The following is a 24,915-nucleotide window of genomic DNA, read 5'->3' as shown; positions in this document are numbered from 1 at the left end:
GGAGGCTTTGTTCGCGGAGACGCGCACATTGCCTTCTTTTCGTTTTAGGAAGCGCTGTCCTAAGCGACAGAAGCCAGAGCTTTGACAATGCGGCATTCCGCGATGGAGCCGACCATGTATCTTGATCCTATCGGTGCAGACACGCGATGATGGCGGTCACGACGGCGGTGGTTTCCGCGACGTCGCGCACCCTCACTGTGTCGAGGCCGATTTCAGCAGCGGGATAGTCATTCCCACCGGGGAATATCGCATCCCCAATGAACAGCATCCCGTCGAGCGGGACACCGCTCTCGGCACTCAGGCGCTTCAGGCCATAGCCCTTGTCGATCCCTGCTCTGGTCACGTCGATCGATGTCGTGCCACCGAGATTGATCGAGAGCTCCGGCAGCTTCGCGCGCAACGTGGCCTGCAACGCGGTCCTCTTCTTTCGGTCAGGATCCCACGCTTCCTTTTCCTTCAGCGGCGCTGCCTGCCCCAGGCCCGAAAAGGTGATCTGGCTGCCCCGGTCCTCGATCCGTTCGCCCCAGATACGTTCGTCGGCGAGACCGGCATCGGTCAGCGCCTGATCGAAGGCCGTGCGGATCTTCGCCTTCTCCGCGTCGTCGAACAGTTCGGCATAGACCGCGCGCCAAGCGCCATTGATGAACCGATAGAGTTTCGTGCCTGTGGTCGGCATCAACCAGAGACGGTCGAGCGCGACGCCGGCAGGAAGGCGCGAGGCGATCTGCTTTTCGAACTGCGGCCAGTCCCCGCCCGAGATCACCGCCACATCCGTGATGGCGAGCAATCGGGCGAGGATTGCGGCCATATCCTCCGATAACGGCCGCTTGCTCTCGGCAAGCGTGCCGTCGAGGTCGAAGGCGATCAGCCACTTCATGCCGCCTTCCCTGCCGGATCGCGGTAGGCGAGCAGCCTGAGCGCATTGATGACGACGAGCAGCGTCGATCCCTCATGAACCGCCACCGCTGGCCCAATGCCGAGGCCGAGGATGGTAGCAGGCACCAGGAAGGCGACGACACCCAGGCTGACGAAGACGTTCTGCCGGATGATTCCACGGGTATGGCGGCTAAGACCGACTGCGAATGGCAGGTGCGCCAGATCGTCGGCCATCAGCGCCACGTCGGCTGTCTCCAGCGCAACGTCCGACCCCGCCGCGCCCATCGCGATGCCGACCGTGGCGCTTGCCATCGCCGGCGCATCGTTCACGCCGTCGCCCACCATCGCGACCTTGTCTTCGCCGGCGAGCTTCTTGATCGCGGCAACCTTGTCTTCGGGCATGAGGTCGCCCCACGCTTCGTCGATCCCGACTTCGTCGGCGATCGCTTCGGCGACTTTCTGGTGATCGCCGGAGATCATTATCATCCGCGACACGCCCATCTCGTGCAGCCGACGCAACGCGGTCTTGGCAGCTTCGCGAGGCGTGTCCATCAGGCCGATCGCGCCCAGGTCGCGGTCCCCCTTGCGGACCACCATTGTCGTGCGGCCGTTCTCGCGCAGCTTCGCGATTGCGTCCTGCGCGCCCTGCCCCAGCGCCGGAATGCCCTCACTTCCGAACATCTCGGCCTTGCCGATCCACACCGTCTCGCCATCCACGCTCGCGGTGACGCCCCGACCGGTCAGGCTCTTGAGGTCGCCGGCAGTCGGCACCGCACGATCGTTCAGACGTTCGCGGCCGTCCTTGACGATCGCTTGGGCCAGGGGATGGTCGCTCAACGCTTCGACGGCGACAGCCAGCGCCAGCAACTCGCCTTCATCGGCGCCATCGACGGGCACGACATCAGTGATGCGCGGACGACCTTCGGTCAGCGTGCCCGTCTTGTCGAAAGCGATCGCTTTGAGCGACCCGAGGTTTTCGAGCGGTGCACCGCCCTTCACGAGCACGCCGCCCCGCGCTGCACGGGCAACGCCCGACAGGACCGCGCTCGGCGTTGCGATCGCGAGCGCGCACGGGCTTGCCGCCACCAGCACCGCCATCGCGCGATAGAAGCTGTCGCGGAACGGCTCGTCGACGACCACCCATGCGAACAGCAGGAGCACTGACAGGACCAGGACGGCGGGCACGAAGATCCGTTCGAACCGGTCGGTGAAGCGCTGCGTCGGCGACTTCTGCGTCTCCGCTTCGCTCACCATCTTCACGACCTTGGCAAGCGCGCTTTCATTGGAACGGCGTGTCACCTCGATCTCGATCGCGCCGCCGCCGTTGATCGTACCAGCAAAAACCCGGCTTTCCGCGTCGACTGCATCGGGCTTGGCGCGTGCCGCTGCGGCATCTGCGACCGGCACCTTGTCGACCGGGATGCTTTCACCCGTGACCGGGGCCTGGTTGATCGCGCTGGTGCCCTTGATGACGAAGCCGTCGGCAGGCAGGCGCTCGTTCGGGCGGACGATGGCAATGTCCCCGACGACCATCTGCTCGACCGGGATTTCGCTGGTCTGCCCGCCGCGTCGCACGGTCGCGGTTTCGGGCGCGAGCTTCGCCAGCGCCTCGATCGCCTTCTTGGCGCGGCCCATTGCATAATGCTCAAGCGCATGGCCGAGGCTGAACAGGAACAGCAGCAGCGCACCTTCGGCCCATGCGCCCAGCGCAGCGGCGCCGGCCGCAGCGACCAACATCAGCGTGTCGATCTCGAACTTCTTCATCCGGAGGTTGTCGATCGCCTCGCGCAGCGTGAAGAATCCGCCGAAGAAATAGGCTGCGATATAGCAGGCGGTCGGCAGCCATTCGGGCGCGCCAGCGACCAGCCTCTCGATCGCGTAGCCGATCCCCAGCAGCGCGCCACAGGCGAGCGCGAAGATCAGCTCGGTATTGGGGCCGAGAAATTCGGCGTGGCTATGGTCGTGGCCATCGCCGGGGCCGTGCTTCTCTTCGCCCGCGCCGTGGCCCCCGGGGCCGTGGTCGTGGCCGGCATGTTCATCGGCAGCGACCCGCTTGCCCACCCTCACCTTCAGCTTGCGAAGCGCAGCGCGCACCTCCTCTTCGGTGGTTTCGCGGCGATCATATTCGACCCGGACAGACCCGCTGGTGCTGGCGCTTGCCTGGACCACGCCGGGCAAGGCGCACAGCGCATCGCTGACCGTGCGCGCCCGACGTTCGTGGTTGATCCCCGTCACCTGCCAGATCGCATGGCCGTAGCGCTCGGTGATTTCGGCACCTGCGGCGCGCACCATTTCGCGCAACCGTGGCAGCGGCAGCTTGGCGGCATCGAAATGGATGCACAGCGCCGCTGGCGTGTTGCCGTCGAGACAGATCACATGCGCCCGCTCGACACCTTCGCGCTTTGACAGGGTTGATACGAGACGGTCCAGGCAGGCATCGGCCGCGTCAGGAAGGTCCGGCAACAACACTGGAATGTCGAGTTCGAGCTTGTCGTTCATGACGACCTCCTTTCGCTTTTCTTGGTTTCGGCGCGCGCGTCGCGCAGGATTTCGACACCGCCCTTGATGGCGATGATGGCGGTGGCGAAGCCGACCAGCAGGTCCGGCCAATTGGTACCCAACCACAGCACCAGCACGCCGGCGATCAGGATGCCGCCGTTGGAAATGAAGTCGTTGAAGCTGAAGGTGGTTGCGGCCCGGAGATTGACGTCCGGATCCTTGAGGCGCTGGAGCAGCCGCAGGCAGAGGTAATTCACGACGCCGGCGATCGCGGACATGACCATCATGGTAGGTCCGATGGGCTCGCTGCCCTGCACGTAGCGCCGTCCGACATCGATCAAGATGCCGCCCGCGAAGATCAGCAGCATGACGCCCGAAGCGACCGCGGCGCGTGTCTTCCATGTCTGGCCCCGGGTGAGCGCCACAAGGCTCAGCGCATACACAGCCGTATCGGACAGGTTGTCGACGCCGTTGGCGATCAGCGCGCTCGAGTCCGCGAAGAAGCCGGAAACGAAGAAGCCCGCAGCGATCGCCGCGTTCAGCAGCAGGACGATCCACAGTGTGCGGCGCTCCTGCCCGCCATTGTTGTCGTTGCCCGGGATCATCCCATCATCTCCTCAAGTGTCAGCAGGGCCAGGAAGCCGACGAAAAACATCGAGCTGATGAGCGGGGTGTCGGGTTTCTCGTGCGCCTCGACCAGCAACTCCTCCGTGACGAGGTAGAGCAGCGCCATCAGCCCGAAGCTGAGGAAGCCGGCGATCATCACCGGCGACAGCGCGGCGACCGGCACGGCAGCGAGCGCGCCGATCGGCAGCAGCAGGGCCAATGCCGAGACGATCACGATGATGCGCAAGCGCGAGCGATAGGTTTCCGCCAGCTCGTCGGTCAGCGTCAGTCCCAGAAATAACACTTCCAGAGTGAGCGCGATCGTCAGCAGGAGACCTGCCTTCTCGCCCGCCACGAAAGCGAGGCCGAGCACCAGGCCGTCGACCAGAATGTCGATGCCGATCGCGGCGAGTAGCGCCATCGGCCCCTTGAAGCGGGCCTCAAGAGCCTTGAGCCCCAGCATGGTCGCGACGCCCGCCGCCCCGCCGATCAACGTCGCGCTGGGCGATGCCTCATGCTTGACCTGCGGCAGGATTTCGGTCGCTGCCGCCGCGAACACGACGCCGGCAGCGAGATGCTGTAGGCCCGCCACGAGGCCAGGTTTCAACTTGGTGCGGCTCGCGACAATCGCGCCGAGCACGACCGCCAGCACAGGCGCAAGCGTATAGAGCAGTGCCTGCATTTCCTAGGACTCCTCCGGGGTTCGGTGGCAGACGCGGATCTTCCCGCGTCGCGTGAACGCGATCGATCCGCCCGCCACGACAGCCCGCGAATGGTCGCCGCGAAACTCGTCACCGGTTCGCTGCGCGCGCAGGATCTCGGTCCTGCCCTTCGGCAGCCAGGTGACGGCCATTTTCAAGCCGTCATCGATGAAGTCGACATCGGCGCGTGTGCCGTCGTCGCAGTACATGATGCGCTGCGCGATTAGTTTCGACGTCAGATGCTTTTCATGCGCCGGCTCGGTAGGCTGGGTCGGCGCTGGATTACACGCCCCTATAACCGCCCCGGAGACGAGAACGACGCCGAGGCGCGCGATCGCCAGACCGGCCCGATTCAGGCCGCACAAGGTTGTCACATTTGAAATCGACGTGTCAGACATCGGTCTCTTCCGACGAAGCGCCCTGTGGCGTTCGAAGGCAGGGCAGTTCATCGCGTGCCTTCCCGCTCGCAGATCCGGGTACGGCCATCGCCTTCCACGATGGTGAGCTGCGACCCCTTGAAGGTCGCGGTGGCTGTTTCGCCGACATATTGCAGGCCCTGCGCTGGCGCGGTCAGCATCATCGGCGGTCCCCCGTTGGAGCGCCGCAAATCGATCTGCAGGCCGTTGTCCTTGTAATCGACGAACAGCGGTTCCCCGTCGGAACAGCGATATCTATGCCGCCCCATTTCCCCGGTCGCCACGGCGCTGTCGGACGAATGGATCTGCTGCTCCGTTGGCGGGGCTGGCGGCTTTCTTTCCGAGCACGCCGCGAGCCCGACAACGAGGATGACGGCGGGCAGCACCCGCTTACAGTGCATCATCATCGCGCCTTCCTCCTGTAGCGGAAGGGGACGCGCTGACGATTGATAGCCCGGGCAGGCTGACCTACCCGCCAGCGGAGATAGGTTGCGAGGCGATCGTCAGATTCGACCATCAGGGATCGCAGGCGGCGCAACATCATCGCCGCGAACGGCAGGGAGAGCGCCCCGCGCAGCGTGCAGCTATGCGTTAGCCTGGTGCCGCCATCGTCCCCCGCCAGCTCGTACCGCTCTTCGAGCGTGAACAGATAGGGGATGCCGCAGGACCAAGCGAAGGCGTGCGGTTTATCGAATCGATCAATCCGTGCTGGCGTCCGAATTGGCCGGGTGATGCCCTGGATCGCAAAGGTGCATTCTGTGTCGCCGAGCCGGGACGGATCATCGAGAAATACGAGCGGACTCCACGCCCGGCGATGATCCGGATCGGTGAGTGCCGACCAGATGCGCAGTGGCCCGCCGTGAAGCATCGAGCTGGTTATGGTGCGAGGCATATCCCCATCTCCCAGAGATGGGCGGGGCGATCGCGGATCGCCCCGCCCATCCATCAGGCCAAGTTGTTCACGAAGGTCTGACCGTGGTCGTCCCCTTCATGCTCCTCATTGTAGTGCTCGGGTTTCTCGATCACTTTCTGCCCGAACCGGGCATAGAGTGTCGGCAGCACGAACAGCGTAAGAAGCGTCGCCGAGATCAGACCGCCGATGACGACCGTCGCCAAAGGCTTTTGAACCTCTGCGCCGGCGCCTTCGCCCAGCGCCATCGGCACGAAGCCGAGGCTGGCGACTAGCGCGGTCATGATGACGGGTCGCAGACGCTGCATCGCGCCAACATGCGCGGCTTCCTCGCGGCTCATCCCTGATCGGATCAGATCTTGGATCGAGCTGACCATGACGAGGCCGTTGAGGACCGCGATGCCCGAGAGGGCGATGAAGCCCACTGCCGCCGAGATCGAGAAGTCCATGCCCCGCAGGAACAGCAACAGGACGCCGCCCACCAGCGCGAAAGGCACGCCGGTGAACACGATCGCGGCGTCGCGGACCGATCCCAACGCCCCGTAGAGGAGCAGCAGGATCAAGATGAAGCAAGCCGGAATGACCAGCTTCAGCCGTTCGCTTGCCGATTGGAGGTTCTCGAACTGGCCGCCCCATTCGAGATAGGTGCCGGCAGGCAGCCGGAGTTGGCTGCCGATCGCCGCCTGCGCATCCGCCACGACGGATCCGACGTCGCGGCCACGCACGTTGGCTTGCACCACCACGCGCCGCTTGCCGTTCTCGCGGCTGATCTGGTTCGGACCATCGACCACCTTGATCTCGGCGACGCTGGACAGCGGTACATAGCCGCCGCCTGCCACCGGCACCTGCACCTGTTGGAGCAGGCCGATGTCGGCACGCTGCGCCTCCGACAGGCGGATCACCACGGGGAAGCGACGGTCGCCCTCGAAGATCTGGCCCGATGTTCGCCCGCCGATCGTCGCAGTCACGGTGTCCTGCACATCCTGAGCCGTAACGCCCAACCGCGCCATCGCGTCGCGGTTGACGCGAATGTCGAGCATGGGAAGACCGGTCGTCTGCTCCACCTTCACGTCCGCTGCGCCTTGCGTTCTGCGCAGCACCGCCGCGATTTGCTCGGCCGTCCGGTTCATCTGGTTGAAGTCGTCCCCGAACACCTTCACCGCGATGTCGCCGCGCACGCCGGCGATCAGCTCGTTGAAGCGCATCTGGATGGGCTGGGTGATCTCGTAGGCATTTCCCGGAATCTTCGCGAGATTACCCTCGATCCGGCTGACCAGCTCCTCCTTGGGAAGCTCAGGATCCGGCCAATCCTTGCGCGGCTTCAGGATGACGAACATGTCGGTCGCGTTCGGCGGCATCGGGTCGGCCGCCAGCTCGGCGGTGCCCGTTTTGGAATAGACGAATTGCACCTCCGGCTGCTTCGACATCATCCGCTCGATCGGCACCTGCATCGCCTGGCTCTGCTGGACCGACGTTGCCGGAATGCGGAGCGACTGGATCAGCAAATCGCCTTCGTCGAGCTGCGGCAGGAACACCGAGCCGAGCGTAGTGAAAGCAAGCGCCGCCACCACAAGGCTTCCCACACCCGCACCGATCGTCAGCGTCGGGCGCTTCATGGCCCGGTCGAGACCGGGTTCGTAGCGCTTCTTCAGCCACGTGATGATGCGGCCGTCCTTCTCCTCGACCTTCTTCGACAGCCAGATCGCAATCATCGCCGGCACGAAGGTGAGAGAGAGGATGAAGGCGAAGGCGAGCGCGATGATGACGGTCAGCGCCATCGGTCCGAACGTTTTACCCTCCACGCCGGTCAGCGTGAGCAGCGGTACGTAGACGAGGATGATGATTGCCTGCCCGTACACAGAGGGACGGATCATCTCACGCGCAGCGGCTGCCACGGTCGCGAGCCGTTCCTTGACGCTGAGCAATCGGCCTTCATGATGCTGTTGCTCGGCAAGCCGGCGCAGCGCGTTTTCGACAATGATGACGGCGCCGTCGACGATCAGACCGAAGTCCAAAGCCCCAAGGCTCATCAGATTGGCCGAGACCCCAGCGCGCAGCATACCAAAGCCTGTCAGCATCATGGTGATCGGGATGACCAACGCCGCGATCAGGGCCGCACGGAAGTTGCCGAGCAGCAGGAAGAGCACGACGATGACCAGCACCGCGCCTTCGGACAGGTTTTTCGCGACCGTCTTGATCGTCGAATTGACCAGCTCGGTGCGGTTCAGCACCGGCTGAATTACGACGTCAGGAGGCAGCGAAGCGTTGATCGTCTTCAGTTTCTCAGCGACCGCGGTCGACACGATGCGGCTGTTCTCGCCGATCCGCATGATCGCCGTGCCGACGACGACTTCGGTACCGTTCTCCGATGCCGAACCCATGCGGATCGCCTGACCCGTCTTCACAGTCGCAACTTGTTCGACCGTGATCGGCACGCCGTTACGTGTCGCGATCACGGTCCTGGCCAACTCGCTGGCATTGCGAACGAGCGCATCCGAGCGAACAGCCAGACCTTCGCCATTGCGATTGACGAAGCCACCGCCGACGCTGGTGTTATTGCGCTCCAGCGCATTTCCCAGGTCCGTCAGCGTGATGCCGAGCGAGGCCAGCTTCTGCACGTCGGGCACGACGAGGAACTGCTTGGCGTAACCGCCAATCGAGTCGACACCGGCGAGGCCCGGTGTGGTCTTCAGAAGCGGCGTCACGATCCAGTCCTGCGCGGTGCGCAGGTAGGTCGCCTTGTCCTCTTCGGTCGTCAGTCGCTCGCCCTCTGGCGTGATGTAGCTGCCATCGGGCTGTTGGCCCGGTTCACCGGGCTTGTGCTTGTCGTCCTCGCGATGATCGAGACGAACGGTGTACATGTACACCTCGCCCAGGCCTGTCGCGATCGGACCCATTTCAGGGTTCACGCCGTCGGGCAGATTCTCTTGCACGCCCCGCAGACGCTCGCCCACCTGCTGGCGGGCGAAATAGATGTCCGTCGCGTCCGAAAAGACCGCCGTGATCTGCGCGAAGCCGTTGCGGCTCAACGAGCGCGTATATTCCAGGCCGGGGGTGCCGGCGAGCGCGGTTTCGATTGGAAACGACACCTGCTTCTCGACCAGCTCGGGCGAGAGGGCAGGCGCGCGGACGTTGATCTGGACCTGATTGTTGGTGATGTCCGGCACCGCGTCGATCGGTAGCCGGTAGAGGGAAAAGGCGCCGATGGCGGCGACGATGACGGTGAGGAGCAGGACTAGCCAGCGCTTCTCGACCGCCCAGGTTACGATACGGGCGATCATGGCTTAATCCTCGTGGCTCGCTTCGCCCTTGCCGATCTCGGCCTTGAGCGTGAAACTTCCGGTGGTGGCGATCTGTTCGTTGCCGGTCAGGCCCGACCGGACGATCACCGTGTCGCCCGACGCATCGCCGAGCTGGACCGGGGTCGCCTTGAAGCCGGTGGGCGTGCGCACGAACACGACCGACTTGCCCTCGAAACTCTGGACCGCCGTCGTCGGCACGCGGACCGCCCCGCTCCCGCCGCTGCCCGTGAGCTGCACGGCTGCCGTCACAGGCTCGCCGACCCGCCATTCGCCACCGCGATTGTCGAGGGTGGCGAGCGCAGGCACGAGCCGCGTCTGCGGATCAAGCGCCGGCGACACGAAGGTCACGCGGGCGGTCGCCTGACGGCCTGCCGCCTTCACCAGCACCGTATTGCCGGGACGCACCCGGCCCGCATCCTCGGGCTTGAGATTAAGCGCGATCGACACCTGGCTCAGGTTGGCGATGCGATAGAGTTCGGCATCCGCCGCGACCGTTTGTCCCAGCGTCACGGGGCGCGCAATGATCTGGCCCGAGATCGGCGCGGCAATGCCGAGCCGGTTGAGCCCGCCGCCGCCGACACCCGCCGCCGAAACCATGCTCTGCGCCTGCGTCAGGGCGATCCGCGCCTCCGTCGCCGCTGTGCGGGCGGCGATCAGATCCTGTTCAGGGGAGACTCTCTGCGCGAACAGCCGCTGTTCGCGCGCGAGGTTCGAATTAGCGAGCTGAAGCCGCGCCCGCGCCGCCTCGACCTCGCCCTTGATCTGCGCCGCCTCGCGGCTTTCGATGACCGCAATGGTCTGGCCGCGTCCGACCGATTGGCCGAGGTTACGGGTGAGCGCGACCACGCGTCCCGCAATTGCGGCCGAGACGACCTGCGTTCCCTGTGGGTCGCCCTCGATGATCGCGGGCAGCTCGATCGTCCCGGCCCCGCCGATGATCGGCCGTCCGACCTGGACGCCCGCTGTGGCGATCTGGTCGGCACCCAATGTGACGACGCCTTCACCGGCATGACCGCCTTCAGCACCGCCCTTTTCCGTGCCCGCTGCCGTCTCATTGGCAGCTGCGCCTTCGGCAGTTGCCTCGTTTCCGCCATCCTTGCCGCCGCAGGCAGCCAAGAGCAGGGCGAGCGACGCCGCGCCCGCGAGATAAAAGCTCTTCATCACTGATTCCCCCCATTGGGCGCACGAGCGGTCAGTCGCTCCACTTGCGCGCGGGCATTCTGGTAATTGGCAAGCGCGTCGATCGCGGCGACCCGCGTTTCGGCGAGCGTGCGTTCAGCATCGAGCAATTCGAGCTGGCCGAACTTGCCCTCGCGATAGCCGATCCGCGCGATGCGGGCGGCCTCCTGTGCAGCCGCCAGCGCCGGCCCCGACGCCGCACGAGCCGTCGTTGCGGCATTGGCCGCCTGCGCCTGCGCGTCCGTGATCGCCTGTTCGATGTCGAGCGCGGTCACGCGGCGCTGCGCATCCGCCTGGGTCCGCTGCGCGGTCGCCTGCGCAATCGCGGCGCGACCATTGTTGAACACCGGGATCGGGATCGACACGCTGAACACCGCCGCCATGTCGTTGGTCGCTTCCAGGCGGCGGATCGACGGCCCGACGTTCAGGTCAGGCACGCGATTGGCGCGCGCGAGCCGCACGCCGGCTTCGGCAATGGAGAAATCCGCGTTGGCTGCCGCCAGCGCGAGTGTGCCGGTCGTGTTGACCGGTGCCAACGGCCCATAGACGTTCACACCGGGAAGGCGATCGAGCAGCGTGTCATCGAGCAGGCCGTCGATCGGCCGTCCGATCCGACGCGCCAGATTGGCGCGGGCCGCCTCGGCCAAGCGAAGCTGCCGCTCCACATTGGCGTCGGCATTGATACGCGCGACATCCGCGCGCTGTTGCTCGAGTGGCGATGCCCGCCCTGCCTGCACGCGAACGCTCGCGGCCCGCAGCGCATCGCTGGCGATCCGGGCCTGATCGCGGGCTGTCATTACCCGGCGATCGGCCGCGACCGCTTCGACATAGAGCTGCGTTACCTGAAGCCGGACATCCGCCGCGATGATCGCGGCCTGGATCTCGGCCCGGGACAATTGCGCATTGGCGACCGCGACGCGGGCGCCGCGCTTGCCGCCTAGCTCGATCGGGATCGCAAAGCCGACCGTGGTTTCCGCGCTGCGGACCCCCCGATACGGCCCGGAGCCGATGACATTCTCGACTTGGCCTTGAACCACCGGATTGGGCCGCAAGCCGGCGACTGTGCGACCTGCACGGGCCGCGTCGATTCCAGCTGTCGCCGCTTCCGCAGCAGGGGCCGAACCGCCCGCTGCACTGACCGCTTGGTCAAGCGTGTAGACCGGCGCATCCTGCGCAACAGGCGCGGACGGTCCGACCTGCGCCTGCGCCATCGTGGCGCAAGACGCTGCGGCCAGCATGGCCGCGAGGATACGATTCATGAAAATAGGACTCCTGACGATGATCGACAGGGGCGCGCCAACGCACGCCCAAATCGGACGTCAGGCTTGGGGGGGCCTCAAATGGACCATGCCGGTGCGGCCGTCGAGCGACGCAGAGGCGGAGATTGTCGGCTTGGGCACTGTGAGGACGGGGGTATATTCCATCGTCGTGCGCGCAGGCGCGCCGACGTCGTGTCCGTGACAATAATTGTGATGATGCGGGACATTCTTGTCCGAGTCCGATGGCACCTGATCGATGTCACCGGCGGTATGGACCGTGAACTCAACGCCCGCGATGCTTCCCCCCGCCAGATCGGCGGCATGGGCCATGCCGGAGAAGCTGGTCAGGACCAGCATCAGGCATGTCAGGAAAGGCAAAAAGGCTCGCACTAGCTTGCCTCTATCACGGAAGGGTTTTCATGTCATTGCACTAATTCGAACCAAGGGTCACTGAGCCGGAACCCGAGCGGGATCGGTCGCGCCCGTTCCAGGCGAACCCGACCGCAATGGCGACCGCCATCAGGAGTTGCGCCAGCACCGATTGCCAAGTGGGAAACACGCCGAGCATCGACAGCCGTGGCACGTCCGCGAGCGGTGCGATGTTGATAAGGCCGGCTTCCTGGAGCGCGGCGACGCCTTTACCCGCCAGCACGACGGTCAGGACCGCCATGAGCCAGGAGCTATAGCGGAAGAACTGCGCGATCGGCAGCTTGCGACTGTAGCGAAGCATGGCCCAAGCGATCAGGCTGAGCAGTCCAATCGCCGACCCGGCCCCCGCGAGAAGCATCCCGTTGTCACCTTGCGCCGAAAGCGCGGCATAGAACAGGATCGTCTCGAAGACCTCGCGATAAACTACGACGAACGCCAGCCCGAACAGGAACCAGCCCGACCCGCCCGAGAGCGCCCGCGACATCTTCTCGCGAATATAGCGCTGCCACTGATCGGCCTGCGCCTTGCCGTGCATCCAAATCCCGACCGAGAGCAGCACGACCGCGGCGAACAGCGAGCCAAACCCTTCCGTCAGCTCCCGGCTCGCACCGCTGATCCCGATCGCATAGGTGGCGACCGCCCAGGTGATCCCGCCCGCGATGATCGCGCTGACCCAGCCGCCATGCACGTACCGCAGCGCCTCGCCGCGCTCGGCTTTACGCAGGAACGCGATCATGGCGACAACGATGAGCAGGGCTTCGAGCCCTTCACGCAGCAGGATCGTGAACGCGCCCAGGAACGTGGACGCTTCGGTGGCGGCATCAGGCGCGAGCGCCGCTTCCGCATCGTCGAAAAGGCCGCCCAGTACTGCGACCTTCTCCGCGAGATCATCGGGCGACGCGCCCCGGTCGATCGAGGCGCGGAACTCCCCCATCGCGCCCTCGATTCGACCCATCAGCGTCGCGTCGCGCGCGGTGAGTGTTGGCTCGATCGGCTCGAACCCATCGAGATAGGCCGACAGCGCCAGCTCTTTCGCCATGCGCGCATCGCCGCGCCGCGCAGCCGCCACGCTTTCGGCGAGTTTGGCGCGGGCGACCGCGAGCGAGCCGGGAGCCTGTTGTATCACCTGTTCGGGATGACGACGCAGGAACGCGAGCACTGGGTCAGCCTTGGCGTCGCCGATCGCCGCGCCGAGCGCGGCCGGGGTGAGCGCGACCAGGGTTTTCAGGTCCGGAATGCGCCGGCGAAGGGTCGGGTCGGATTTCCAAAGCCGCTCGCCTTCGCGCGCCTGCGCATCCGTGAAGGCGAAGCTCCCGGCTCGGAATGCTAACGCCCAGCGCTGATCGTTGGGCAGATCGGCGAAGCTCTGCATCGCGGTCCCGTCGATGCCTTGCGTCACCACCTGATAGAGCGCGAACACGCTGCGCTGGCGCGCGCGCTCGGCATCGGTGAAAGCAATCGGGGGCGTAGCGAGCTTGGCGGCGTCAGGGCCACGGCCGTTGCCCGTCATCCCGTGGCAGGACGCGCAGGATTGTCGGAACAGGGCATCGCTGGAGACGAGGTTCGGAGCCTTATCGGGCGCGAGCGGCACCGGGTAGGCGCGCAACAGATCGGCCGCGAGCCCGTGCGCCAATGTTGCCACCTGTTCAGTCGGTCCCTTTTCCGCGATCACCGCCTGGAGGTTGGCAGCCCGCTGGATGAGGGCTTGACGCTCCGGCTTCGCCGGCAGGCCCTGAAGCCGTGTCGAGACCGACGCGGCGAACTCCGTCATCTCGGCATATTCCGACGTGCTCTTGATCCGACCGTTGGCGACCGCGCCGCCATAATCGACGGCCATATAGTCGAGCAGCCGCCATGCGGTTTGCACGTCGCCGGGTTCGGCGATTGCCGCAGCAGGGATCAGCAGCGCCGCGAGCGCGGAGAGCAGCCGCAACGAGAGCATTGCCCGGATCAACGCGAGCAGACGCACTACCGCTCTCCCAATTCGCGCCGAGCGCCAGTGACGATTTCATAAGCGGAGTGGAGGAACAGGAGGGCGATGAGGCCGGCGACGGCGAGGTCCGGCCAGGCGCTTCCTGTCCACGCCACCAGACCGGCCGCGGCGATCACCGCCACGTTGGCGAGCGCGTCGTTGCGGCTGAACAGCCAGATCGCGCGAACATTGGCGTCCCCTTCCCGGAAACGCGCAAGCACCAAGGCGGACACGACATTGATCGCGAGCGCGACAACGCCGATTGTGCCCATCAGTTCGGCATCGGGCGCGGTTGCGTTCAGGGCGCGCCAAATCGCGAAACCGATTACGCCCACGCCAAGCGCACCGAGAAACAACCCCTGCGTCAGCGCGACCTTTGCCCTCGCCCGTGCGGACCAGGCAAGCGCGAGAAGACCGATAAGGCTGATCGACCCGTCCCCGAGAAAATCGAGGGAATCCGCTTTCAGCGCTTGGCTATCGGCGATGAACCCGCCGAACAGCTCGGCGACTCCGAAGCCGAGGTTGAGCACCACGACGGTCAGCAGCGCACGGCGATAGGCCGGATCGGTTTGCGCGCGCGCGGGCTCCCCGTGGCACCCGCAGCTTTCGGTAGAAGCATTCATGCGGCCTTCCTTACCACCTCCAGTCGCTGTAGAAGCAAGCGAAATGTGCGACACGTTCGCATAAGCAAGGATGGCATGATGAAGCCGGTGATGATTGGGCAGCTCGCCAGCGAGACCTCGACGAAGGTGACGACGATCCGCTTTTATGAGTCGATCGGGTTGCTCCGATCCGCCCCTCGCACGGCGTCGGGTCGCAGAACCTACGATGCCAGTGACATTGAGCGTTTGCACTTCATCCGCAACGGTCGCCGGCTTGGCTTCTCCGTCGACGAGATCCGTTCGTTGATGGGGCTGGCGCAGAACCCGGACCAGGATTGTGGTGCCGCCTCAGCTATCGCTGCTCAGCACCTCAAGGATGTGGAGGAGAGACTGGCGCAACTCGCGGTGTTGCGGGATGAGTTGGCAATGCTCAGCCAGAGCTGCACCAAGGCGCGCATGGCCGATTGTCGGATCATGAAGGCGATCGGCAAAGGCCACCCTCAAGCCGATCAATAATAATCGGCCAGCCTGAGCTCGCGCACATCACCCGAGGCCATCGTCAGCTTTACGAGGGTGCCAGCAGGCCGGGAGCGCACTTGCCAGAGCTCCCCACGCGTATAGTTCGCATCGATCGAATGGCCGTTCACCGCCACGATCCGGTCGCCGACCGCCCAGCCAGCCTTTTCCGCGGGACTGTTCGCCGCCACATGAACAACGGTGAGCGCCGTTGGTGAGGCTGCGAGGCCAAGGCCGCTACGGTCCTTCAGCATCGGCAGGCGACGACGAGGACCGAGTGGCCGGAGCCACACGAATCCGGCGGTCACGTCGAACACCACGTCGAATTGAGCGATCAGCGGTAGGCCGACATTGCCAACCGTGCTGGTGGAGAGCCAAGCTCTCATCCCGAGTGTGGGGACGTTCGAGACGCCAAGCCCTTCGATGTTGATGTTCTGGATCGTGAAAGCATCGTTGATACGCACACCATCGACGCCGCCGATCGCCGCGGTCGAGACGAGCTTCCCGTTCAACAGCCCTTGATCGCGGGCATAGGCCGACGAGAGCATCAGCGCGGCCGAGCTGCCAAGATCGATCATCAAGGGCACGGGAGGCAAACCCGAGACGGAAGCTCGAATGAACAGCTCCTGCTTGGCACCGCGCCCGAGCGCGACAGCGCGCCAGTCGGGACCGGCGAGAAACGTGCCTGACTTGACGACCGCCATACGCCTTTTCGCGAAATCGAGCGCGATGCAGCTACCCGTGAACATATCGGCACCGAGGAGGATATCGATCGGTCGTCCGAAGGCCGCCGACACTGAACTCAGATCACCAACGACGGCAAAGGGTAAGCGACGGGTTTCGCGGGCGAGCTGTACGTCGATGTCGCGGACCAGCAGCACCGGGGCCTTGGCGCTCAGCCCGCTAATCATGCGCCGCTCACCATCGTTCAAGCCGAGCTTCGCCGCGAGCGCCGTGCTCATGATCGACGCGCCGCTGCCACTGTCGAGCACCGCCCGCACCGGCACTCCGCGCACTTGTGCCGAAACAAGGAGGGTATCACCCGTGCCGACTTCCAGCGGCTCCCATTCGAGGTGAGCCGCACCGAAGTTCCACGAGCCCGCAGACCGGGAAGTCTGTCGCGCGAGCGTTGGAGAACCGAGCACCAAGCCGGTTCCACAGGCCACCAGCCGCGCCACTAATGAGCGTCGAGACATACCGATTGCTTCAACACGGGCCGTCAAAAAGCCACCTCCAGCCCCCCGTCCGCAGGAGAGCAAATTGCGGTTACATGCTCCAGCCACTGGAGGAGCAAGTGCTTTTGGTGCGCCCGAAAATCCTCAGAAGCGCTTGGAGAACTTTAGATGAAGGATGGTGCAGACCGCTTAGATGCCTTCCCGATAACGAACGGTTCCGGGGGACGCTGGGCCGATCGGGACCGCGAACGGTGTAAACGCTCGCGCTAAGTGGCGGCATTCTGATCGCGCTATTTGTCGGCGAGCGTCGCTACGCGGCTACCGGCTTGGTCTCGGCCGATCGCACATAGGCGTAGAGTTTTGGCTGGGAGATGCCGAGCATCGAGCAAATCTTGGCGATCGGCATCGTGTTCTCGTGGTAGAGCCTGACGGGCAGGTCGCGCTTTTCCTTGCCGAGTGCGGCCGGCCGGCCACCCTTCTTGCCGCGAGCGCGGGCTGCGGTGAGACCGGCCTGGGTCCGCTCGCGGATCAGGTTGCGCTCGAACTCCGCCAATGCCCCGAACAGGTGGAAGGTAAGCTTGCCCGACGTGGTGGTCGTGTCGATCGCCTCGTGCAGGCTCAGCAGCCCGACCTTTTCCTCGTCGAGGTAGGTCATCCATCCGATCAGATCACGGAGCGAGCGGCCGAGCCTGTCGAGGCGCCAGACCACCAGTGTGTCGCCGGCGCGAAGCAGCTCCTTCACCTTTTCCAATCCAGGGCGAGCGGCAGTCGCCCCGGAGGCCTTGTCGGTGATGACCTTCTCGCAGCCGGCAGCCTTCAGCGCATCACGCTGGAGGTCCAGGTTCTGCTCGGCGGTCGATACGCGGGCGTAACCGATTTTCATGCGTAGGGCCGGTGGCGCCCCGATCGGGCGCGGTTTGGGAAGAAAGTCGTCATCGGCAGGTCTATGTTGCCCTAGTTTTCTTTACCGGGTAGATTTACGTCGAACAGGCCGGTTTGGCAACGCGAGCGGACTCGCATGGCGATGGGCAGGCAAATCTCCGTTTTCCTTACCTGCGACACGGACCGTCGGCGGTGACGCATCCGGCGCTTGTCCCGCCGCTGGCGATCGAGCGCTACCGCGTCCTTGAACCGCACCTCGCCGATGGCATCCCGCTCGCGGACCTCGCCCGCACCGGCACGCTGAGCGAGCGGACGTTGCAGCGCTGGCTCGGGCGCTACCGTGCCGAAGGACTTGCCGGTCTCGCGCGTCTGCCGCGCAACGATCGGGGCAGGCTGCACCTGCCGGAACATCTGGTCGAACTGACCCGCACTCTCGCCACCAAGCGCCCGCGACCCCCGGTCGCCGCCATTCACCGAAAGGTGCAGGAACTCGCCATCGCGCATGGACACCGAACCCCCAGCTATGCGGCCGTCGCGCGTGTCGTCAGGGCGATACCGGCAAGCCAGATCGCCGCAGCCTCCGATCCGGCCGTCTACCGCGACCAGCACGAGCTAGTGCATCGGCGCGAAGCCGCGACCTCGAACGAGATGTGGCAGGCCGATCATACCGTTCTCGACATTCTCGTGCTCGATGATGCCGGAACCCCGGTGCGTCCTTGGCTGACCGTCATCGTTGACGATCACAGCCGAGCCATCGCCGGTTACTTCCTCAGCCTCGATGCCCCCAGTGCCCTCAACACGGCGCTCGCCTTGCGGCAGGCGATCTGGCGCAAGCCCAATCCCGAATGGATCGTCAGCGGCATTCCCGAACAGCTTTACGTCGACAACGGCTCGGATTTCATCTCCGAGCATATCGAGCAGGCGTGCATCGCCCTCAAAATCCGCCTCATCCATTCGCTGCCGGGGCGTCCTCGCGGGCGCGGCAAGATCGAGCGGCTGTTCCGCACCATCAACGACATGTTCCTGCCCGACCTGCCCGGCCACCTGATCGCGGGCAAGCCGCTGTCGGCGCCAGTGCTCACGCTCGACGAGCTGCGCGCCCGCTTCGAGGCGTTCGTGTGCGGCGTCTATCATCGTCGCCCGCATGGCAGCACCGGCGAACCGCCGATCACGCGCTGGCAGAAGGGCGGGTTCCTGCCCGCAATGCCCGACAGCCTTGAACAGCTCGACATGCTGCTCGTGCACGTGCCCAAGCCCCGTAAAGTGCTGCGCGACGGCATCCGTCTGATGGGCAGGCGCTATGTCGAACCCACGCTCGCGGCCTTCGTCGGCGAGCAGGTCGAGGCGGTCTATGACCCCCGCGACCTGACCGAGATCCACGTCTACCACCAGGGCCGGTTCGTCTGCCGTGCGCTCAGCTCCGAGCACGCTGGGCACCCGTCGTTGCGCGCGATCCAGCGCGCCCGGCGCGGCGCGAAGGAGCGCGACAAGCAGGTGCCTGCCCCCACGGAGACCTTCGATGGCGACCAAGAGGATACGGCTTCCCGGCCCACCACCTACCGAGGGCTCCGGCTCTACGCCGCTGACGATTGAGTTCCTGGTCGAGCAGCCGTTCCTGGCGACCCGCGAACATGCCCAGTTCGTCGAGTTTGCCGAAGCCTGCGCGCACTACCGCTATATCGGCGTGTGTCATGGCCGGCCGGGCGTCGGAAAGACGCGATCGGCGCGCGAGTTTTCCAGCTTCCCCGACCTGGGGGAATATGCCGCGCTCCGTCCCATTGCCGCGCTCCTTGGCGAAAAGGTCGCTCGCTGCCGCGCCGTCTTCTACACCGTGTCGGTCAGCAACACGCCCAAGACGATCGACGCGGTGTTGGGCCTCAACCTCATTAAGCTGGGCTATGCCCGGCTGACGGTCGCGGGCGGCTCGCAGGACGAAATCACCCATGACGCCGCCCGCATCGCCTGCCCCCTCGTCATCGTCGACGAGGCCGACCGCCTGACCATAAAGTCGCTCGAACATCTCCGCGACATGGCCGATCGCCACGGCTTCGGGCTGATCCTGATGGGTATGCCGGGCTTGGAGAAGCGCCTCGCCCGCTATGCCCAGCTCTACTCGCGGATCGGCTTCGTCCACGAGTTCAAACCGCTTACCGAGACCGAAATGCGGCTGCTGCTCGCGACCCACGCCGGCGATTTCGGGATCAGCTTCGACCCGGCCCAACTCGACGCGATCGAAGCGCAGGCAGCCGTGATCCGCATCACGCGCGGCAACTTCCGGCTCATGGAGCGCCTGTTCGCGCAGATGCGGCGGATCATGACCCTCAACCGCGTCGAGGAGGTCACCGCTGACATCGTTCAGGCCGCGCGCGATTGCCTCGTCATCGGACCCGGCAACTGACAAATAGCGCGATCAGAACGCCGCCATTTAGCGCGAGCGTTTACACAGGATAAGATCCATACCGTTTCCGGAACCACTTTCTTGTTTCCTCTTCGAAATTGGACTGTGCTGATGAGTTTGAGCGATGGTGGCTTCGCTCATACACTACGCGCTACCAGGCCCCTGCCCGTTTCTTAGGCTTAACGTTGTAGCTCAAGACCCCGGGGGCTCAGCCTCCCTTCTCCGGTTCTTGCCGCTGCGCAAATCCCTCGATCTACCTGCCGCCGTCGTGTGGTCGCACGGCATCATCCAAAGACCTATTTAGGCCGTCATGACTAGCCAATCTTCGCCATAAGGCGCCCCGCCGCCCCCTGCTCTGCCGCGAGATTGCGATTATAAGCGAGCGGCATCCGCGGCGACTTCCACCGCAATGCATCCATGATCCCAGCCAGATCCTCTCCGCTCGCAAACAGATCCTGGTTCAGCCCGATCCGCGTCGAGTGCGCGCTGATGCCCTTGAGCAGCCGCGCCAGATCCTCGGCTGTGAGGTCGGGCAGAGCGCCACGATCGAACGCGCGCTGGATGATCGAGCGGAAGATCGGCCCGATCGAACCCGGGTGCAGCGCGACGGTGCCGATGTCATATTCGACCCGCGCCTTCACCGCAGGCCTGGGCAGCGTCTTGCGCAGATCCCAGGTCTCCCGCCCCGAGATGCTGTCGATCGGCCGACCGCGCACGGCGGCGCGCGCCTTGTAGCGCCGCACCTGCACCCGCCGGAACAGCGGCCCCGCCGTGATCCCGGCCGCTTCGGTCCAGGCCGCGATCGCCGACACGGTACGCGGGCTGAGATAGGCGGTTGCCCCCTCCCCGTCTTGATCGCCCTTGCTCCGCAGGATCTGCAGCAGCCGCGCCTCGGGATCGATCGCCTCTTCGATATGCTCGATGGCCACGGCTACCAACTCGGACGCACGCAGGCCGGTGTCATAGGCGGCAGACAGCAGCGCGCGATCGCGCAGCCCCGGCAGATCGTTTCCGCAGCTCTCGAGCAGCGCCCGGACGTTGAGACCACGCGCCTTGTCGCGTTCCACGTCGCGCACCGGCCCCTTGAACCGCAGCGGCCTTGCCTGCTTCTGCGCTGCGCCCTTCTCACGGCGCACCGCTTGCAGCCGCAGCTTCACCAGCGGCGCGGGGGTTGGGTCCTTGAGTTCGAGCAACTGATGGATCTTGGCGATCGACGCCTTGTAGCGGGATAGCGAGGCTGGGCGGCTCCCCTTGCCTGCCCGCGAGTCGAGATAGTCGGCCACCGTCTCGGCCGTCGCCGGCAGTGCAATCCGGTTGTTGCGCCTACACCACGCATCGAACGCCTCGACGTCGGACTTGAGCGCACGGATGCTATGGGGCGATGAAGCGGCCTGATAGGCGGCGATCAGGCCCTCGTTGACGGTGATGCGCTCGCCGGCGCGCATCTGCACGATCGTCCACGCAAGGTCGGCCGGCGCCCTGACGGCCGGCAGGACAGCCTCAGGCGGCGCTACGGGGATTTCTGGCCCTTCCCGGGCGGTTTCGGTGCTCACGACGCGCCTCGCTCCTCAGCCGCGCTTGTAGCCCACCTTATAAAGAACGGTCAAATCCGCTTATGTGATAACTGCAATTATCACATGTCGATTTCCCATCAGTATCGGCTGCCTCAACTAACATGTGACTTTGGTTGAGATCACCGATAACCATATCGGATGCCGAGGCCGCCCTCCCCTGCCCCACTGCTGCTCATCGGTCGGCTCGACGGTCGTCTTTTTCGTAGTCCAGCACGCGACATTTGGCTTGGGAGAGCGCGAATGTCAGCGACCTCAACAGTTGCCGCGCTCGCGGGGCTACCGGTCGACACAAGCGACCTGCTTGCCTGGATTACAGGCCGGAGCCCTCCTCCTCGCCACTGTGAAGGCCTGAATGACCCCATGTCGGTCGCAGCACTCGCGCACTTCGTGCTGCTCGCACAGGAAGCAGAAGGTGATGCCGTGGCCAAGGCGACGCTCAACGCGCTGCGCCTGCTGCTCGACGATCGAGAGGAGGCGCAGACCTGGGGCCGCCACGACCTCGTTCTATTCGGATCGGCGTTTCGAGCGGCCAAGCGGAGGTTGGCCGAACCATATCCAGCCCCTACCCTTCTGGCGGTCGCAGAGCGCCTCCTGGAGGTCCACGCGGAGCTCGAGATCGCGCCGGTCGGCGGTCGGTCCCTAGCGACGCTGGACGGGCGCCAGCTCACCGTCGATCCCCGAACCTTCGGCACGATCTGGCTGTTGGCCTGCCATCTTCCAATGGCGCTGCTCGCCGCAGGATTTACCTCCCAGATCATCCCGTCGTTCGTGTGCCTTCCAAGGTTCTTCGGCGTCACTGCGCGCGATCTTGCCGTTGATCTCGAAAAGCGCCTTGGAGACACCGCGCTGACTGGCCTGAAAGAACTTGATGCCGTTGAAAGGCTCGATGCCAACCTTCCCAAGGAGCTCGGCGTCACCCGGCGCAGTAAGCTCCCTGCCCTCATGCGCTTAGAGGCTGCCTTTCCGGGCATCCGCATCCCTGCGATCGCACGGCTTCTTAAAATCTCTCCTCAAGGAGCGGCGAAGCTTGCCAGCCGGGCGAGAGAGAGACGCGGCCACCCTTATTGAGGCCAGTGATAATCGAGAAGGTCGCGTAATGCTGCTTCGGCCTCCGCTCGACTCCCGCCGCCTTTGTGGAAGAGCGTCAGCGTCACGCCACGCCTGTCCTTTCCGTCGACGCGAAGCAGTGCCGTGCCGCCGGGGCTATGCACGACCACGGAATCCGATCCTGTCCTCTTGGGGGCTTTTGCCGGCTTGGGCTCCTTCTTGCGCGGCGCGGCCGACCCGACCACCGCTAACAGGGCGCGAATCGTCTCAGGAGCATTGGCGGGCAACCCCTCATTGCCTGCCGCGCGCGCTTCAAACAGACGACGCGCCTCGGCGAGCACACGCGAGCGATCATCGTCGGATTTCAGCACAGGCTTCAGACTGCCGATATGCGAGATCTTCAGCTCGAAAGGATCTGGGAAAGCCGCGACGACGGCTTCAGGCAATCTGGCTAGATCAAGGTAACGGCTGACCCACGCCTCGGACTGGTTCAGCCGCCTCGCCATCTCCTTCTGGCTGCCGCCATAATAGAGATCGAGCGCCTTAAGATAGTCTCGCGCTCGCTCCAGATCGCTGAGATCCTCGCGCGCCCGGTTCTCCAGATCGGAAATGCGAAACGCCTGCTCATCCGTCAGATCGCGCACTTCCACGAGGTAGCGCACCTCGGGATGATTGTTCGCCCGTAGCCAAGATACCGACCAATGGCGGCGAGCCCCGCAGATGATCTCGAAATCATAGTCCGGCTCATGAATGCGCCGAACGATCGCGGGGACCTCCTGCTTGCCCTGCGCGAGGATACTCTCGATTAGATCGTCACACCGTTCACGGCTCAGTGCGCCGTAGTCCCGATTGTGCCGTTCCCAAATCCGGCAGCGCGCCGGATCAACGAGTTCCTGCGGGTTATTCACCACCGCACCGGAAGCTAGTTCGGCCAAGCGATTGTTACGGCCGCCAAGGACCCCTACCCCCAAACGCGGACCACGCTCCTGACCTTCGGCGCTGGGCTCCACAGAGGACGCCAGATCGCCTAGAAAGCTCTTGTTCTTCGAACTCATTTTGCCCCCCTATTTGCCGAAATTGCAGGGCTGCAATTCTTGTCCATCACGCATGCCCATCCTTGCGCAAACGGCTCAGATGGCTGGGCCAGGTCTTACGAATATCAAGCTCGATCTCGGCATTCACGCCATCGAGATAGGTCAGGCAGCGATCACGCACGGTCTTGCTCGTCATCGGGCCGTCCAGTTCGTAAACGGTCATCAGACGGGCGGTAGCGTTGTCGATCTCGGCAGAGTCCTTGAGCGGCGAGCGTACCATGGCGGTTCCGTAAACCTGCCGCATCAGGTCGAGCAGGCCCTTCTGCATCGATTTGCCCTCATCCACCTTCGATGCCACGAAGCGCAGGAAGGACAGCTGCGGCGCGAGGTCGTGCGTCGAGAGTTCCTGAATGGTCTCGTCGAGCATGGCGAGAAAGGCAGCCGTCGAGGAGAAGTCCATCACGGTTGGTGGAACCGGCACCACCAGTGCGTTGGCTGCCCTGAGAACGGATAGGGAGATTGCTCCCAAGGCTGGCGGCGGATCGAGGATCACTACATCGTAGAGATCCTGCACCGAGGCGATACCCTGCGCCATTCGATCGAGCAGAGCCCCCTGCCCCCGCGCCATACGCGCCGCGAGTTCATATTCCGACTGGAAGAGACGCAGGTTGGCCGGGATCAGGTCAAGACCATCGAAATGGGTCTTGCGGATCGCATAATCGAGGGACTTGCGTTCACCCTCTCGCAGGTACGGATAGAGCGTGTCGTTCTCGTTCAAATCGAGATCCGGCACATAGCCGAAAAGGGTCGTAGCAGACGCCTGGCTGTCGCAATCAATCAGGAGGACACGATAGCCGCGGATCGCCAGATATTGCGCCAGATGGACCGACACCGTCGACTTGCCGACACCACCCTTGAAGTTCTGGACCGCGATGACAGAACACGGGTCGCTTGGATCGCGCCATGGGCGCGTGCCAAAGGCGCCACGCATGTCATTCAACTGAGCAAGCGTGTATCCCATGCGCCGACCGCTTTCTGTCCGCGGAGGTGGCACAAGACGGCCATCGCTCTCGGCCTCGCGAATCGCTCCGGTCGTCCGCCCCACCAGATCGGCGGCCTTTCCGATCTGAAACGTCGGTTCTCGCCGCTCGTCGGCGCGCGCGCTTCGGGCCGAGTTGCGCAGCTTTTCAAGGACAGAGGAAGACCGAGCAGCGAGCGACGCAACATCGAGTGTTTCCCCCATCCGCACTTCATCAATTGCGGACGCCATAGCTGCTCCTGTTAAAGTCTGGAGCATCCATGTTCGATTTTCACTTTTTGGTCAATATCCGCCCGAAATTTGACAGTTGGACCATGGAGACCGTCGGATCGCCAGCCCGTACTTCTATCCTGTCCTCTTGGGGGCTAATCGACGCCTTCATGGCAGGAATTGCAGCCCTGCAATTTGTGCCAGACGCGCCTTCCGCTCGCAACCTGACTCGGTGGGGGCACAGGATTGACGATAGCGCGACGTTCATCCTTGCGGGTCGCAAGTGACC

At 64.6% G+C, this 24,915-nt stretch carries 23 protein-coding genes; 5 read left to right on the top strand and 18 right to left on the bottom strand.

The window, feature by feature from the left end:
- Window positions 1–127: 127 nt before the first annotated feature.
- The 13 genes from U0025_RS25015 to U0025_RS24955 form a co-directional block, all read right to left on the bottom strand.
- The gene (locus U0025_RS25015; RefSeq protein ID WP_004212890.1) at window positions 128–877 is read right to left on the bottom strand and encodes an HAD-IIB family hydrolase; all 750 of its coding nucleotides are present in this window, start codon (window positions 875–877) and stop codon (window positions 128–130) included.
- Window positions 874–3,375, bottom strand: a complete 2,502-nt coding sequence (locus U0025_RS25010; protein WP_004212886.1) for a heavy metal translocating P-type ATPase — start codon at window positions 3,373–3,375, stop codon at window positions 874–876. The genes U0025_RS25015 and U0025_RS25010 overlap by 4 nt, the downstream gene beginning before the upstream one ends.
- Entirely contained in the window at window positions 3,372–3,980 is a 609-nt protein-coding gene (locus U0025_RS25005) for a cation transporter (protein ID WP_004212885.1), read from the bottom strand. The genes U0025_RS25010 and U0025_RS25005 overlap by 4 nt, the downstream gene beginning before the upstream one ends.
- The gene (locus U0025_RS25000; RefSeq protein ID WP_004212882.1) at window positions 3,977–4,663 is read right to left on the bottom strand and encodes a ZIP family metal transporter; all 687 of its coding nucleotides are present in this window, start codon (window positions 4,661–4,663) and stop codon (window positions 3,977–3,979) included. The genes U0025_RS25005 and U0025_RS25000 overlap by 4 nt, the downstream gene beginning before the upstream one ends.
- A 3-nt stretch (window positions 4,664–4,666) precedes the next feature.
- On the bottom strand, window positions 4,667–5,080 hold the full coding sequence (locus U0025_RS24995; protein WP_004212881.1) for a hypothetical protein: 414 nt from the start codon (window positions 5,078–5,080) through the stop codon (window positions 4,667–4,669).
- 47 nt (window positions 5,081–5,127) lie between these two features.
- On the bottom strand, window positions 5,128–5,505 hold the full coding sequence (locus tag U0025_RS24990; RefSeq protein ID WP_004212880.1) for a hypothetical protein: 378 nt from the start codon (window positions 5,503–5,505) through the stop codon (window positions 5,128–5,130).
- Entirely contained in the window at window positions 5,502–5,990 is a 489-nt protein-coding gene (locus U0025_RS24985; RefSeq protein WP_004212879.1) for an SRPBCC domain-containing protein, read from the bottom strand. The genes U0025_RS24990 and U0025_RS24985 overlap by 4 nt, the downstream gene beginning before the upstream one ends.
- A gap of 53 nt (window positions 5,991–6,043) precedes the next feature.
- Complete coding sequence (locus U0025_RS24980) at window positions 6,044–9,289, bottom strand: efflux RND transporter permease subunit (RefSeq protein WP_004212878.1); 3,246 nt, start codon at window positions 9,287–9,289, stop codon at window positions 6,044–6,046.
- Between the two features lie 3 nt (window positions 9,290–9,292).
- The gene (locus U0025_RS24975) at window positions 9,293–10,471 is read right to left on the bottom strand and encodes an efflux RND transporter periplasmic adaptor subunit (RefSeq protein WP_004212877.1); all 1,179 of its coding nucleotides are present in this window, start codon (window positions 10,469–10,471) and stop codon (window positions 9,293–9,295) included.
- Window positions 10,471–11,748 (bottom strand): TolC family protein, encoded by a 1,278-nt coding sequence (locus tag U0025_RS24970; protein WP_004212875.1) that lies wholly within the window; start codon window positions 11,746–11,748, stop codon window positions 10,471–10,473. The genes U0025_RS24975 and U0025_RS24970 overlap by 1 nt, the downstream gene beginning before the upstream one ends.
- Before the next feature lie 60 nt (window positions 11,749–11,808).
- A complete protein-coding gene (locus U0025_RS24965; protein ID WP_007406840.1) occupies window positions 11,809–12,105 on the bottom strand; it encodes a hypothetical protein in 297 nt (98 codons plus the stop codon).
- A 73-nt stretch (window positions 12,106–12,178) separates the two neighbouring features.
- Window positions 12,179–14,146, bottom strand: a complete 1,968-nt coding sequence (locus U0025_RS24960; protein WP_004212871.1) for a cytochrome c/FTR1 family iron permease — start codon at window positions 14,144–14,146, stop codon at window positions 12,179–12,181.
- Window positions 14,146–14,772, bottom strand: a complete 627-nt coding sequence (locus U0025_RS24955) for a cation transporter (RefSeq protein WP_004212870.1) — start codon at window positions 14,770–14,772, stop codon at window positions 14,146–14,148. Before U0025_RS24955 ends, U0025_RS24960 begins: the two co-directional genes overlap by 1 nt.
- Window positions 14,773–14,847: 75 nt before the next feature.
- Between U0025_RS24955 and U0025_RS24950 the strand changes: the two genes are divergently transcribed.
- Window positions 14,848–15,267: a MerR family transcriptional regulator gene (locus U0025_RS24950; RefSeq protein ID WP_007406847.1), complete on the top strand. Its 420-nt coding sequence runs from the start codon at window positions 14,848–14,850 to the stop codon at window positions 15,265–15,267.
- Here the strand turns inward: U0025_RS24950 and U0025_RS24945 are convergent.
- The gene (locus U0025_RS24945) at window positions 15,261–16,274 is read right to left on the bottom strand and encodes an aspartyl protease family protein (protein WP_009824026.1); all 1,014 of its coding nucleotides are present in this window, start codon (window positions 16,272–16,274) and stop codon (window positions 15,261–15,263) included. The genes U0025_RS24950 and U0025_RS24945 overlap by 7 nt on opposite strands.
- 478 nt (window positions 16,275–16,752) lie before the next feature.
- Window positions 16,753–17,325, bottom strand: a complete 573-nt coding sequence (locus tag U0025_RS24940; protein WP_004212865.1) for a recombinase family protein — start codon at window positions 17,323–17,325, stop codon at window positions 16,753–16,755.
- Window positions 17,326–17,516: 191 nt separating this feature from the next.
- Between U0025_RS24940 and U0025_RS24935 the strand changes: the two genes are divergently transcribed.
- Window positions 17,517–18,917 carry a Mu transposase C-terminal domain-containing protein gene (locus U0025_RS24935; RefSeq protein ID WP_004212864.1) on the top strand — a complete coding sequence of 467 codons (1,401 nt, stop codon included), beginning with the start codon at window positions 17,517–17,519 and terminating at the stop codon, window positions 18,915–18,917.
- On the top strand, window positions 18,844–19,722 hold the full coding sequence (locus tag U0025_RS24930) for an AAA family ATPase (RefSeq protein ID WP_080604533.1): 879 nt from the start codon (window positions 18,844–18,846) through the stop codon (window positions 19,720–19,722). Before U0025_RS24935 ends, U0025_RS24930 begins: the two co-directional genes overlap by 74 nt.
- Before the next feature lie 314 nt (window positions 19,723–20,036).
- Here U0025_RS24930 and U0025_RS24925 read toward each other — a convergent pair whose 3' ends face one another.
- Complete coding sequence (locus U0025_RS24925; protein WP_004212862.1) at window positions 20,037–21,275, bottom strand: hypothetical protein; 1,239 nt, start codon at window positions 21,273–21,275, stop codon at window positions 20,037–20,039.
- A 381-nt stretch (window positions 21,276–21,656) separates the two neighbouring features.
- Between U0025_RS24925 and U0025_RS24920 the strand changes: the two genes are divergently transcribed.
- Window positions 21,657–22,364 (top strand): hypothetical protein, encoded by a 708-nt coding sequence (locus U0025_RS24920; protein WP_157225235.1) that lies wholly within the window; start codon window positions 21,657–21,659, stop codon window positions 22,362–22,364.
- Here the strand turns inward: U0025_RS24920 and U0025_RS24915 are convergent.
- Together U0025_RS24915 and U0025_RS24910 are read right to left on the bottom strand one after the other, a co-directional pair.
- A complete protein-coding gene (locus U0025_RS24915; protein ID WP_004212859.1) occupies window positions 22,358–23,398 on the bottom strand; it encodes a ParB/RepB/Spo0J family partition protein in 1,041 nt (346 codons plus the stop codon). The genes U0025_RS24920 and U0025_RS24915 overlap by 7 nt on opposite strands.
- Window positions 23,399–23,444: 46 nt before the next feature.
- Window positions 23,445–24,647 carry an AAA family ATPase gene (locus U0025_RS24910; protein WP_004212858.1) on the bottom strand — a complete coding sequence of 401 codons (1,203 nt, stop codon included), beginning with the start codon at window positions 24,645–24,647 and terminating at the stop codon, window positions 23,445–23,447.
- 29 nt (window positions 24,648–24,676) lie between these two features.
- Between U0025_RS24910 and U0025_RS24905 the strand changes: the two genes are divergently transcribed.
- The gene (locus tag U0025_RS24905; protein WP_004212856.1) at window positions 24,677–24,913 is read left to right on the top strand and encodes a hypothetical protein; all 237 of its coding nucleotides are present in this window, start codon (window positions 24,677–24,679) and stop codon (window positions 24,911–24,913) included.
- The last annotated feature ends 2 nt before the right edge of the window (window positions 24,914–24,915 follow it).

Origin of the sequence: Sphingobium yanoikuyae (genome assembly GCF_034424525.1) — a bacterium.
GTDB classification, from domain to species: domain Bacteria; phylum Pseudomonadota; class Alphaproteobacteria; order Sphingomonadales; family Sphingomonadaceae; genus Sphingobium; species Sphingobium yanoikuyae.
This window is presented reverse-complemented; position numbering and strand designations above follow the sequence as displayed.

Excerpts from the sequence above, each read along its gene's own strand:
- U0025_RS24965 (WP_007406840.1), bottom strand. The coding sequence starts at position 12,105 with ATGCTGGTCCTGACCAGCTTCTCCGGCATGGCCCATGCCGCCGATCTG.
- U0025_RS24955 (WP_004212870.1), bottom strand. The coding sequence starts at position 14,772 with ATGAATGCTTCTACCGAAAGCTGCGGGTGCCACGGGGAGCCCGCGCGC.
- U0025_RS24905 (WP_004212856.1), top strand. The coding sequence starts at position 24,677 with ATGTTCGATTTTCACTTTTTGGTCAATATCCGCCCGAAATTTGACAGT.
- U0025_RS24930 (WP_080604533.1), top strand. The coding sequence starts at position 18,844 with ATGGCGACCAAGAGGATACGGCTTCCCGGCCCACCACCTACCGAGGGC.
- U0025_RS24980 (WP_004212878.1), bottom strand. The coding sequence starts at position 9,289 with ATGATCGCCCGTATCGTAACCTGGGCGGTCGAGAAGCGCTGGCTAGTC.
- U0025_RS24950 (WP_007406847.1), top strand. The coding sequence starts at position 14,848 with ATGATGAAGCCGGTGATGATTGGGCAGCTCGCCAGCGAGACCTCGACG.
- U0025_RS25005 (WP_004212885.1), bottom strand. The coding sequence starts at position 3,980 with ATGATCCCGGGCAACGACAACAATGGCGGGCAGGAGCGCCGCACACTG.
- U0025_RS24920 (WP_157225235.1), top strand. The coding sequence starts at position 21,657 with ATGTCGGTCGCAGCACTCGCGCACTTCGTGCTGCTCGCACAGGAAGCA.
- U0025_RS25015 (WP_004212890.1), bottom strand. The coding sequence starts at position 877 with ATGAAGTGGCTGATCGCCTTCGACCTCGACGGCACGCTTGCCGAGAGC.
- U0025_RS24915 (WP_004212859.1), bottom strand. The coding sequence starts at position 23,398 with ATGAGTTCGAAGAACAAGAGCTTTCTAGGCGATCTGGCGTCCTCTGTG.
- U0025_RS24975 (WP_004212877.1), bottom strand. The coding sequence starts at position 10,471 with ATGAAGAGCTTTTATCTCGCGGGCGCGGCGTCGCTCGCCCTGCTCTTG.
- U0025_RS24940 (WP_004212865.1), bottom strand. The coding sequence starts at position 17,325 with ATGAAAATCGGTTACGCCCGCGTATCGACCGCCGAGCAGAACCTGGAC.
- U0025_RS24910 (WP_004212858.1), bottom strand. The coding sequence starts at position 24,647 with ATGGCGTCCGCAATTGATGAAGTGCGGATGGGGGAAACACTCGATGTT.
- U0025_RS24995 (WP_004212881.1), bottom strand. The coding sequence starts at position 5,080 with ATGTCTGACACGTCGATTTCAAATGTGACAACCTTGTGCGGCCTGAAT.
- U0025_RS25010 (WP_004212886.1), bottom strand. The coding sequence starts at position 3,375 with ATGAACGACAAGCTCGAACTCGACATTCCAGTGTTGTTGCCGGACCTT.
- U0025_RS24990 (WP_004212880.1), bottom strand. The coding sequence starts at position 5,505 with ATGATGATGCACTGTAAGCGGGTGCTGCCCGCCGTCATCCTCGTTGTC.
- U0025_RS24985 (WP_004212879.1), bottom strand. The coding sequence starts at position 5,990 with ATGCCTCGCACCATAACCAGCTCGATGCTTCACGGCGGGCCACTGCGC.
- U0025_RS25000 (WP_004212882.1), bottom strand. The coding sequence starts at position 4,663 with ATGCAGGCACTGCTCTATACGCTTGCGCCTGTGCTGGCGGTCGTGCTC.
- U0025_RS24970 (WP_004212875.1), bottom strand. The coding sequence starts at position 11,748 with ATGAATCGTATCCTCGCGGCCATGCTGGCCGCAGCGTCTTGCGCCACG.